The sequence below is a fragment of the Kitasatospora sp. NPDC004799 genome (assembly GCF_040609095.1).
Taxonomy (GTDB): domain Bacteria; phylum Actinomycetota; class Actinomycetes; order Streptomycetales; family Streptomycetaceae; genus Kitasatospora.
In genome coordinates, this window is the sequence record NZ_JBEXJK010000280.1 from 1 (window position 1) to 10778 (window position 10778).

Consider the following 10778-nt stretch of genomic DNA (forward strand, 5'->3'; position numbering starts at 1 on the left):
CGTGCAGCGGGACTTCGTGCCGGGCGACGTGCTGGTGCGGGAGGGGGCGCCGATCGAGGAGGTGTTCCTGATCGCGCACGGCAAGGTGGACCGGGGCCGACCGGGCCGGGAGGGCCCGGCCGCGCCACCGACAACGGACACGGCACGGACACCGCGCGCGGCACCGACAACGGACACGGCACGGACGGCAGGCGCAGCACGGACACCGGCCGCGCCACGGGCGCCGACGGACAGGCGAGTGCCGGACACACCAGCGCCGCACACACCAGTGAAGAGACGGCAGGGAAGGGCGAGCAGTGATTCCGCACCGCAGCAACATGGACTGGATCCTCAACGACCTCGCGCACAGCGTCCCGTGCGTGCGCCACGTCATCGTGCTGTCCGCCGACGGCCTGCGGATCGCCCAGTACGGCACCGACCCGGACACCGCCGACCGCCTCGCCGCCGCCTGCGCCGGGCTGCAGAGCCTGGCCGGCGCGATCGGCCACGAGTTCCCGCACGGCGACGGCTCGATGCGGCTGGTGGTGATCGAGGTGGACGGCGGCTACTTCTACCTGATGGCCGCCGGTGACCGCGCCTACCTCGCGGTGCTCGCCGACGAGGGCGTGGACGCCGGGCTGGTCAGCCACCAGATGCGCGACCTGGTCGCCCGGATCGGCGAGCACCTGTCCACGCCGCCGCGCAACCCCGAGGTGGTCGTGTGAGCCGGCCTCCGGCCCGGCCCGCCGCACCGGACCCCAGCGGCGGGACGGGCCCGTGAACGAGCACAGTGAGGCGGTGGCATGACGGCCGAGCAGGGCGGCTGGGACGGCCCCGAGCCCGACCGGCTGTACGTCATCACCCGGGGCCGCAGCGGCCCCTCCGGGCCGGGGGTCTTCGACCTGGTCACCCTGATCGTCTCCCTCGACGAGCCGACCCCCGCCCACCAGCCGGAGCACGCCGCGATCCTGCGGCTGTGCCGCTCCCCGCTCTCGGTCGCGGAGGTCTCCGCCTACCTGGAGCTGCCCGTCAGCGTGGTCACCGTCCTGCTGGCGGACCTGCTCGACGACGGGCTGATCGAGGCCCGCAGCGCCGCCGTGCCCGCGGCGGAACTCCCCGACCGTGCCCTGCTGGAGGCGGTGATCCATGGACTTCAACGGCTCTGACACGGTGGTCGGGCCGACCGGCGCGGACCTGCTGCCGGACACCGTGACCACGGCGGTCAAGGTGGTGGTGGTCGGCGGCTTCGGCGTCGGCAAGACGACGCTGGTCAGCGCGGTCAGCGAGATCCGCCCGCTGACCACCGAGGAGACCATGACCCAGGCCGGGGTCGGGGTGGACGACCCGACCGGGGTCGAGCAGAAGACCTCCACCACCGTCGCCATGGACTTCGGCCGGATCAGCATCAGCGACCGGCTCGTGCTGTACGTCTTCGGCACCCCGGGCCAGGAGCGGTTCTGGTTCCTCTGGAACGGCCTGTTCGAGGGCGCCCTGGGGGCGGTGGTGCTGGTGGACACCCGCCGGCTGGAGGTCAGCTTCGAGGTGATCGGGCGGCTGGAGGAGCGCGGCGTGCCGTTCGTGGTGGCCGTCAACGGCTTCCCGGAGGCGCCGTCCGTCCCGCTCGACGAGCTGCGCAGCGCGCTGGACCTGCCGCCCGAGGTGCCGATCGTCGCGTGCGACGCGCGCAGCCGGGAGTCCAGCCGGGACACCCTGATGACCCTGATGCACTACCTCTACGAGCTGGCCGCCCCGCCCGCCACCGGCTGAACCGACGGCCTGTGGGCCCGCACGCCCGAAGCCCGACGCCCGTCACCGAACCCACCCGCGACCGGAGACCCCGTGACCACCCCCCTCCCCGAACCCGCAGGCCCCGCCCCCGTGCCGGGCCCCGCACCGACCACCGCCCCGCCGCCCGGCTGCCCGGCCCACGCGGGCGCCGGCACCGTCGCCCCGAGCGGCACCGTCACCCCGAGCGCCGCCGTCGCGCCCACCGGCCCCGGCGGCCTGCGTCGGCTGTACGGGCCGGAGGCCGAGACCGACCCGACGGGCCTGTACGAGAAGCTGCGCGCCGAGTACGGCGAGGTGGCCCCGGTGCTGCTGCACGGCGACCACCGGGCCTGGCTGGTGCTCGGCCACGGCGCCAACATCGCCGTGATGCGCACCCCCTCGCTGTTCTCCCGGGACTCGCGGCTGTGGACCGCCTTCCGCAACAACGAGGTCCCGGCGGACTCCCCGCTGCTGCCGGTGGTCGCCTGGCAGCCGATCTGCGTGTTCGCGGACGGCGACGAGCACCGCCGGCTGCGCGGCGCGCTGCTGGACGGCCTGAACGGCTTCGACCGGCGCGGCATCCGCCGCCACGTCCGCCGCTTCACCACCGACCTGGTCCAGGTGGTCGGGCCGACCGGCCGGGCCGAGCTGATCTCCCAGTTCGCCGAGCACCTGCCGATGCTGGTGATGACCAAGCTGCTCGGCATGCCGGACGAGTACGGTCCGCAGCTGGTGACCGCCGCCCGGGACCTGATGAAGGGCACCGAGACGGCGATCGCCAGCAACGAGTACGTGGTCGCCGGTCTGCGCCGGACCATCGCCATCAAGCGCGAGAGCCCCGGCGACGACCTGACCAGCCGTCTGCTGGCGCACCCGGCCGGGCTGACCGAGGACGAGGTGATGGAGCACCTGCGGGTGGTGCTGCTGGCCGCGAACGAGACCACCGTCAACCTGATCGCCGACTCGCTGAAGATGGTGCTCACCGACCCGCGCTTCCGCGCCCACCTCTCCGGCGGCCAGATGACCCTGGGCGAGGCGCTGGACCAGGTGCTCTGGGACTCCCCGCCGATGTCCCTGGTGGCCGGCCGCTGGGCGACCGCCGACACCGAGCTGGGCGGTCAGCGGATCCAGGCCGGGGACCTGCTGCTGCTCGGGCTCGCGGCGGGCAACGTCGACCCGGTGGTCCGGCCCGACCTGGCGGCCCCGCTGTACGGCAACCGCTCCCACCTGTCCTTCGGCGCCGGGCCGCACGAGTGCCCCGGCCAGGACATCGGGCGGCACGTGGCCGAGGCCGGGATCGACATCCTGCTCACCCTGCTGCCGGACGTCCGGCTCGCGGTGCCCGAGGAGGAGCTGAGCTGGAGCTCGGCCTGGATCTCCCGCCATCTGACGGCGCTGCCGGTGGAGTTCACCGCCCGCGACATCGAGCCGGACCCGCTCTCGGTGGCCGAGGCGGAGCAGGCGGAGGCGGACCAGGCGAAGGCGGAGGCAGAGGCAGAGGCGGAGACCGGCGCGGGACCGGACCCGGCGCGGGCCGTCCCGGCACCCCGGAGCGCCGGGCGCGCCGGGACGCCCGGGCCGGCGGCCCCGACGGTCCCGGCGCAGCGCCGCGGCTGGTGGGACGTGCTCACCGGCCTGTTCCGGCGCTGAACGGCCTGTTCCGGCGCTGAAAGGACCGACGGGCGCGAGGGCCGACGGACACGACGCTCAGCCCTCGCGCCCGTCGGTCCGGCGCCGGTACAGCGTGAAGGTGTCCACCGGCGTGAGGTCCCCGTGCGGCCCGTCGAAGGTGTAGTAGGTGACCTTCATCGTGGTGGTGCCGCCGCGCCGGTCGCCCGGGTCGACCTCGAAGGCCGCGAAGCCGTGGCTGTGTTCGCGGTCCTGGACGGCGGCCCAGGGCGCGTCCTCGGTGATCCAGACCGACTCCCGGTACGGCGCCCCCGGCTTCGGGTCCTCCAGCCCGACGACCACCCGGCCCTTGGGCTGCTCGAACAGGTCGTCCTGGGTGGTGGCGGCGTTGCCGCCGGCGCCGATGATCATGTGGACGGTACCCCGCCCGGTGTCGACCAGGTCGGTGCGGGTCGCGGTCGGCACCGGGGTGCGGGCGTCGTTGGGCAGGGTGCCGCGGACGGGGTGGGAGCGCTCGTAGTAGTGCTCGTGGCCGCACACCACCAGGTCGACCCCGTAGGCGTCGAACAGCGGGCCCCAGGCCTCCCGGAGGCCGAGGTCGCTGCCGGAGCCGTGCTTCGAGCTGGAGATCATCGGGTGGTGCATGCAGACCACGATCCAGTCGATCGACCGGTTGCTCCGCGCCACCCTCAACTCCCGCTCCAGCCAGCGCCGTTGGGCGCCGCCGGAGTACCCGCGCAGATAGACGTCGCCGGAGTTCTGGATGGCCTCGTCGTCGTTGGCGAGGCTGATGAAGCGCACCGAGCCGACGGTGAAGGCGTACCACATGCCCCGGGTCTCCTCGTCGGAGGAGGCCGAGGAGTCGGGGAGGGTGAAGTAGGCCTGGTAGCCGGTCGCGCCGATCGGGCCGTTGCCGCCCTCGTTCTCGTGGTTGCCGACGCAGGGCATCCACGGCCGCAGCCGGGTGGACCGGCTGTTGCTGATGAACCAGTCGGCCCAGGTCGCGGTGCGGCTCTGGCCGTGGCGGCCGGCGTAGGAGGAGTAGCAGAGGTCGCCGTTGACGAGGTTGAACAGCGGCGCGACGCGTTCGACGGCGGCCACGATGTCGGCGGAGGCCGCGGTGCCGACCTGGCTGCTCATGAACACCGGGTACTTGCCGAGCGGGGAGGGCATGCCGTCCGGGAAGGTGATCCGGCGGCGGAGGTTGGGCGCGGCCTGGTCGCCGAAGCTCGTGAAGGTGAACGGGGCGCGGCCGCGCGGGGCGGTGGTGAAGGTGCCGGTCTCCGGGACGGAGCCGTCGTGGCCGGCGCTGTAGAGGTACGTGGTGCCCGGGCGCAGGCCGGTGAGCCGCGCGTGGTGGACGTACACCTCGGCCTTGTCGATCGAGTCGCGGTAGGTGCGGGTCTCGGCCTGGACGACCCGGCCGAGGCCGCCGTCCGGTGAGCCGTACCGGACCTGGGGGCGGCGCACGGACTGCGGGGTGATCCAGGAGACGGTCATCTCCGTGCCCGCGTCGGTGCCGAACTGGAGGTGCAGTCCGCTCACTCCGGCCGTGCCGGCGCGGTGCGGGGTGGTCTGCAGCAACGGGCTGGTGGGTGGCGCCTCGTCGGCCGGCTGGGCGGCCGCGGGTTGCGCGGCCGCCACCGAACCTGCTGTCACCAGGGCGGCGCCGGCCGCCGATGTGCCCTTGAGGATGGACCTGCGTGCAATGGTCATGAGGACTCCGACTGCCGAGTGGGGGTTCGACAGACAGTCACTTTAATGACATGTGCACGTAAAGACGATCGTTTTGGCAGACCAATCGTTCTGGCACCTGTCGCTCCGGCGGGCCCGAGGTCACCGCACCTTGCGACCGACACCTCCGTAGACCGAGACCTCGCCCGTGGCCGGGGCCCCGGCGGGCTCCGGGTGCCAGTCGTTGATCAGGACCACGCCCGGTTCGTCCAACTCCAGCCCCGCGAAAAAGCGTTCGACGCCCTCGCGGGAGCGGAAGTGGAGCGAGATCCCGGCCTCCGCGTAACGGCGCGCGGCCTTCGCGATGCGCTCCGGCGCGATGTCGGCCGTCCCGGTGGAGAGCGCGAGGAAGCTGCCGACGGGCAGCGCGTCCAGCAGCTTGCGGACGGGCGGGTGCGCCGCCTCGTCGGAGAGAAAGTGGACGATGTTGATCAGCGTCAGGGCGACGGGCTGGTTCAGGTCCAGGGTGGCGGCCACCGCCGGGTCGGCGAGGAACCGCTCCGGGTCCCGCAGGTCGCCCTGGACGTAGGCGGTACGGCCCTCGGGGGTGCTGGTGAGCAGGGCGCGCGAGTGGGCGAGCACGATCGGGTCGTTGTCGACGTAGACCACCCGGCAGGCCGGGTCGACGGCCTGGACGATCTCGTGCAGGTTGGGCGCGGTGGGGATGCCGGTGCCGACGTCCAGGAACTGGCGGACGCCGTGCACCGCGGCGAGCCGGCGGACCATCCGGTGCATCACGGCCCGGGCAGCGGTGGCGTCCGCCCGTACGCCGGGCAGGTCCGCGATGACGCGGTCGCCGACCTCGCGGTCGGCCGGGAAGTTGGTCTTGCCGCCGAGCAGGTAGTCGTAGACCCGGGCGGAGTGCGCCCGGTCGGTGCGCAGGTCCACCGGCGGCGGCTCCTCGAAGCCGGCCTCGGTCAGCCAGCTCTCCGAGAGGTCGACCGCCAACTCGCAGTCCTCCGAGCCGAAGTCGTCCGGTATCGCGCCGCCCGGCGCCATGACGCCAGGTGTGGTGGTGCCCGGTGTGTCGGTATCCGATGCGTCGGTGCCCATGACCGTCCTCCCCGTTCAGCAATGGTCCGGACCACTCAACCACAGCGGATGACTGTCCGTCAGGCGGTTCCCGGTGTCCGCTGAACCGCGCCCTCGGCCCCCCGCACCGCCGCGGCGAAGGACGGCACCTTCATCGCGGTCAGCAGCGCGAGCGCCGGGCCGGCCGTGCAGACGGTGACGTACGCCGGCAGGACGCCCAGCCAGTGCCGGCCGTTCAGCCACTCGGCGAGCAGCGGGAAGGTGCCGCCGAACGCGGCGATGGTGGAGGCGTTGACGACGCCGAGGCCGACCGCCCGCACCTCGGTCGGGAACAGCAGCCCGGTGAAGACGTTGAGCGTGCCGAGCACCGTCGCCACCAGCATCCCCAGCAGCACGGCGACGGCCTGGAACGGCAGCCAGCCCTGGCGCAGCCCGGCGAGCAGGATGCCGACCAGCGGGATCGGCAGGCCGAAGCCGAGCCGGGCGACCGGCAGCAGCCCGAAGCGGTCGGCAGCGGCGCCGGTGAGCAGCATGGTCACCAGCACCACGCCGAGCACCACGGTCATGAAGGAGGCCGCCTCCTCCTTGCTGATCACGTGGTAGGCGGCGGCGTACTGCGGCAGGTAGGCCAGCGCGAAGTAGTAACCGACCGTCCCGCCCAGGGTGTTGAGGAAGACAGTGACCGCCGCCCGGCGGTGCTCGCGCATCGTCCGCAGGAACGGCGGGCGGGCGGTGCGCCGCGCGCGCTCCCGGGCGCGGCGGAACTCCGCGCTCTCCGGCGCCCACCGCCGCACCCAGACGGCGGCCAGCCCGAGCAGCGCGGCGATCACGAAGCCCCAGCGCCAACCGCCGTTCTCCAGGCCGGACTTGCCGATGGTGTTGATCAGCAGGGTGAGCACGCCGAAGGAGAGCAGCGAGCCGAGGATGATCCCGCCGTAGGAGATCGAGCTGAACGCGAAGCGGTGCCGCGGCGGGGCGGTCTCGGTCACATACGCGGCCACGCTCGGCGCCTCCCCGCCGAAGGCGAGGCCCTGCACCACCCGGGCGAGCACGGCCAGCACCGCGGCCCAGACCCCGATGGAGCGCTGGCCCGGGATGGCGGCGATGCCCAGGCTGGCGACGGCGATCACCGCCATGCCGAAGCTCAGGGCGAAGCGGCGCCCCCGGGTGTCGCTGAGCCGCCCGATCAGGTAGGAGCCGACCGGCCGGGCGACGAAGCCCACCGCGAAGGTGACGTACGCGCCGAGCACACCGCTGACGCCGTGCTTGCCGTGCCCGAAGAGGTCCGCCGCGAAGTAGGGCGCGAGGACGGCGTAGATGCTCCAGTCGAAGGACTCGACCACCGAGCCGACCGTCGCCGCGGCCAACTCGCGCCGCCGTCCGCCGACTTCCGCCCGCTCACGGACCGGGGCCACCGCGCTGCTTTCTGTCATGGCCTCAGCATGGCACCGTTCGGACCGCCGCGGACAGGCCTCGTACCCGGCGAAACGCCGCGAACGGGGCGGTACTCGGAGGGCACCGGGAATCCCATGTGACCGATGTGACAGGCAGGTGATATTTCTGTGCCGTGCATTCCATGATCACCCGAACCCCGCGGCGCGCCCTGCCCGCTGCCGTCGCAGCCGCCGTCACCGCCGCCCTGCTGGCCGGCTGCAGCAGCGGGAGCGGCACCACCGCCGCGCCCACGACCGCCCCGGCCGCCACCACCGCGACACCGAGCGCCACCCCGACGCCGACGCCGACGGTCAAGCCCACCGGTGCCGCCGACCCGGCGCTCAAGGCCTTCTACGGCCAGCAGCTCGCCTGGGGCCCCTGCGCGAAGGACCCGAAGAACGAGGAGGACATCTCGGCGCTCCAGTGCGCCGCCCTCAAGGTCCCGCTCGACTACTCCGCCCCGGCCACCGGCACCCTGGACGTCGCGGTCGTCCGCAACCCGGCCACCAAGCCCGACCAGCGGATCGGCTCGCTGCTGCTCAACCCCGGTGGCCCGGGCGGCTCCGGCGTCAGCTCGGTCACCTACGACCCCAAGGGCTTCGACGGCCCGGTGCACGACCGCTACGACATCGTCGGCTTCGACCCGCGCGGCGCCACCGGCACCAGCCCGCTCAACTGCCTCGACGACCAGGCCCGGGACGGCTGGCTGAACACCGACCAGCCCGGCGCCGACCACGGCAAGCAGCTCGCCGACGCCTGCCAGGCCAAGTACGCCCAGGTCCTGCCGTTCGTCAGCACCCGCAACACCGCCCGGGACATGGACGTGCTGCGCGCCGCCCTCGGCGACCAGAAGCTCAGCTACCTCGGCATGTCCTACGGCACCTACCTCGGCTCGCTCTACGCCGAGGAGTTCCCGGACAAGGTCGGCCGGCTCGTCCTGGACGGCGCCACCTCGGCCTCCACCTCGCTGATCCAGCACAACATCGAGCAGCAGGCCGGCTTCGAGCGGGCCCTGAAGGCCTTCGCCGCCGACTGCGTCACCAAGAACGACTGCTCGCTCGGCAAGGACCCCGAGCAGGCGGCGGAGAAGCTCACCGCGTTCCTCGACGGGCTCAAGGACAAGCCACTCAAGACCGAGAAGGGCCGCACCCTGACCTCGGCGGCGGCCTGGAACGGCGTGCTCGGCCTGCTCTACGGCGGCGAGAAGGCCTGGCCCGCGCTGCGCAACGGCATCGGCTGGGCGATGGTGCGCGGCAAGGGCGACAACCTGCTCGGCTTCGCCGACAGCTACACCGGCCGTGACAAGGACGGCCACTACCGCCCTTCGGCGGACGCCTACACCGCCATCCACTGCGCCGACGGCGCCACCGACGCCCCGACCGGCGAGCAGCTGCAGGCCGCGCTGACCGAGCTCGCCGCCAAGGCCCCGCTGATCAGCAAGCATGACCCGATGTCCGCGCTGTTCGACCCGGACTGCCGGACCTGGCCGGCCCGCTCCACCGAGAAGCCGCACGCGATCAAGAACACCGCCGCCACCCCGATCGTGGTCGTCGGCTCCACCGGCGACCCGGCCACCCCGTACGCCTGGGCCGAGAAGCTCACCGCCGAACTCGGCAACGCCGTCCTGGTCAGCCGTGACGGCGAGGGCCACACCGGCTACGGCGCGAGCAAGTGCGTCCGCGCCTCGGTGGACGCCTTCCTGCGGCGGCGCGGGAGGTGCTGGGCGGCGCGGCCGGGGGCGGGGTGGTGCTGGTCGAGTGCCGACGGGATCCGGACTCGGGGTTCACGGTGCTGCGGGCGGAGACGGCGCGGGTGCCGGCCCAGGGCGGGCGCGGGGAGGCGGCGGGTGGGGCGGGCGCCGGGGCCGGTGCTGGTGGGCTCGGCGTCGCGCCCGACGGCGGTGCGGTGGTGGCCGAGGTCCCGGCCGGGTCCCGGCCGGGGGCTCCGGTCGGTGGGGAGGCGCTCCCGGTGGGCGGTGGGGAGGCGTCCCCGGCCGGTGGTGGGGCCGCGGGCCGCGATGCGGTAGACCTGGAGGGGTGAGCGAACGAGTGACGGGGCCGGCGGAGCCCACCGTGGAGGCCTTGCGGCAGCGACTGGTGGACTTCGCGGCGGCCCGGCGGTGGGAACCCTTCCACACCCCGAAGAACCTGGCGGCGGCGCTGAGCGTGGAGGCGGGGGAGCTGCTGGAGATCTTCCAGTGGCTGACGCCCGAGCAGGCGGCCGCGGTGATGTCCGATCCGGAGCGGGCGCACCGGGTGCGCGACGAGGTTGCGGACGTACTGGCGTACCTGCTGCAGTTCTGCACGGCCGTCGGGGTGGATCCGCTGGAGGCGCTGGCGGCCAAGATCGAGCGGAACGAACACCGCTTCCCGGTGTCGGTGGACACGGCGGATGCCCCTGAGGACACGGCCGATGTCCCCGAGGAGGCGGCGGATGCCCCCGAGGAGGCGGCATTCGTCAACTCGGACGTGGACGACCAACCCTTGTGAGGGACAGAAGTTATCCACAACCCCCGACTTTTCCACAGCTTCTGACAACCCGGATGCGCACGCGCGCTCTTCCTCGCACGCTTTCGCCGTGACCAGCCGTCACCACTCGGCCGCCCCTCCCGGGCGGCCCGGGTCGACGGCGACAGCGAGCGGGAGGAGCGGTGGCCATGGAGGCGCTGCGACTGATCAAGACGGCCCGGCACGCCCTGGCCGAGGCCCGGCACGTACCGGACGTGCTGGCCGAGGCGCGGCAGGCCGCGCTGCTCACCGAGGCGGTGGGCGCCAGGCTGGCGGAGTCGGAGGACGAGGAGCTCACCGGGCTGGGGCAGCAGCTGTCCGAGGCCGGGGCGCACGCGGCGGTCTGCCTGGACCGCTCCGTCGTCCGGGCCGCCCTGGTGAGCGGCGGCCGGGCCGCGCGGCTCACCGACCTGGGGGACTTGGGGCCGGCCCTGGGGGCGCTGGACGGGCTGCTCCAGGAGGTCGGCGAGACGCTGGTGGTGCTGGCCTGCGGAGCGGACACCGAGAGCCTCTACTGGACGTGCATCGACGGCGTGGACGCGGTGTCGGAGTGCAAGGACCTGACCGTACGGCTGTGCGCGGCGGCGGTCCGGGCTGGAGAGGCGGAGTCCGCGGCGCTCGGCGGGGCGGCGCGCGAACGGGAGCCGGCGGGTGGCGGGGCGCCGTTACTGGTGGTCCGGCTCGGCCCGCCGGGGG

Annotated in this window: 10 protein-coding genes; 7 read left to right on the forward strand and 3 right to left on the reverse strand. The window is 73.6% G+C overall.

Features of this window, described 5'->3' with window-relative positions:
* Positions 1-317: 317 nt before the first annotated feature.
* From ABZW03_RS28500 to ABZW03_RS28515, 4 genes are all read left to right on the forward strand, one after another.
* Positions 318-704: a roadblock/LC7 domain-containing protein gene (locus ABZW03_RS28500; RefSeq protein ID WP_355264222.1), complete on the forward strand. Its 387-nt coding sequence runs from the start codon at positions 318-320 to the stop codon at positions 702-704.
* 78 nt (positions 705-782) lie between these two features.
* The gene (locus tag ABZW03_RS28505; RefSeq protein WP_355264225.1) at positions 783-1145 is read left to right on the forward strand and encodes a DUF742 domain-containing protein; all 363 of its coding nucleotides are present in this window, start codon (positions 783-785) and stop codon (positions 1143-1145) included.
* The gene (locus tag ABZW03_RS28510; protein ID WP_355264228.1) at positions 1126-1746 is read left to right on the forward strand and encodes an ATP/GTP-binding protein; all 621 of its coding nucleotides are present in this window, start codon (positions 1126-1128) and stop codon (positions 1744-1746) included. Before ABZW03_RS28505 ends, ABZW03_RS28510 begins: the two co-directional genes overlap by 20 nt.
* 237 nt (positions 1747-1983) lie before the next feature.
* Complete coding sequence (locus ABZW03_RS28515) at positions 1984-3396, forward strand: cytochrome P450 (protein ID WP_355264245.1); 1413 nt, start codon at positions 1984-1986, stop codon at positions 3394-3396.
* Between the two features lie 57 nt (positions 3397-3453).
* Here ABZW03_RS28515 and ABZW03_RS28520 read toward each other — a convergent pair whose 3' ends face one another.
* From ABZW03_RS28520 to ABZW03_RS28530, 3 genes are all read right to left on the reverse strand, one after another.
* Positions 3454-5091, reverse strand: coding sequence for a metallophosphoesterase family protein (locus tag ABZW03_RS28520; protein WP_355264231.1), 1638 nt, complete (start codon positions 5089-5091; stop codon positions 3454-3456).
* Between the two features lie 120 nt (positions 5092-5211).
* Positions 5212-6162 carry an SAM-dependent methyltransferase gene (locus ABZW03_RS28525; protein ID WP_355264234.1) on the reverse strand — a complete coding sequence of 317 codons (951 nt, stop codon included), beginning with the start codon at positions 6160-6162 and terminating at the stop codon, positions 5212-5214.
* Positions 6163-6221: 59 nt separating this feature from the next.
* Positions 6222-7574, reverse strand: coding sequence for an MFS transporter (locus tag ABZW03_RS28530; RefSeq protein WP_355264236.1), 1353 nt, complete (start codon positions 7572-7574; stop codon positions 6222-6224).
* A 143-nt stretch (positions 7575-7717) separates the two neighbouring features.
* On the opposite strand from ABZW03_RS28530, the gene ABZW03_RS28535 reads away from it, so the two are divergent.
* From ABZW03_RS28535 to ABZW03_RS28545, 3 genes are all read left to right on the forward strand, one after another.
* Positions 7718-9601: an alpha/beta hydrolase gene (locus tag ABZW03_RS28535; protein ID WP_355264239.1), complete on the forward strand. Its 1884-nt coding sequence runs from the start codon at positions 7718-7720 to the stop codon at positions 9599-9601.
* A 46-nt stretch (positions 9602-9647) separates the two neighbouring features.
* Positions 9648-10064: a nucleotide pyrophosphohydrolase gene (locus ABZW03_RS28540; protein ID WP_355264248.1), complete on the forward strand. Its 417-nt coding sequence runs from the start codon at positions 9648-9650 to the stop codon at positions 10062-10064.
* A 167-nt stretch (positions 10065-10231) separates the two neighbouring features.
* On the forward strand, positions 10232-10778 hold a 547-nt coding region (locus ABZW03_RS28545), incomplete at its 3' end, for a DUF6099 family protein (RefSeq protein ID WP_355264242.1).